1 protein-coding gene is annotated in these 385 nt (G+C 56.6%); it reads left to right on the top strand.

The window, feature by feature from the left end:
- Nucleotides 1–277, top strand: a 277-nt coding sequence (locus AC1DUP_RS36820) for an IS30 family transposase (RefSeq protein ID WP_477837397.1), incomplete at its 5' end; no start/stop codon positions are given.
- Nucleotides 278–385: the final 108 nt, after the last annotated feature.

Raw genomic sequence — 385 nt, forward strand, 5'->3', positions numbered from 1 at the left:
CGATCGCGGAACGGAGTTTGCCGGCTTCCGGGCTTTGGAAGATGGCATCGGCGCGCGCAGCTGGTTCTGCGATCCCAGCGCACCGTGGCAGAAAGGCGCTGTGGAAAATGCCAACAAGCGTATTCGTCGCTTCATGCCAGGCGATACTGACCTAGCAGGCATAACACAACACGATCTTACCCAACTTGCCCGCCACCTGAATGACCAGCCGCGAAGGTGCCTCGGCTACAAGACGCCTGCCGAGGTTTTTATCGCACATTTGCAAGAAGCAAGGTGATCCCCTACCCTGCAAAACGGGCATGATGCACTTGGGTTAGGTTCTCCAGGGCTATTTAGTAATGCGACAGTTGGGCCAGTTAGAGATGCGACAGTCTCGCCTCTCGAC

The sequence above is a fragment of the Rhizobium sp. 01L419 genome, assembly GCF_056400025.1.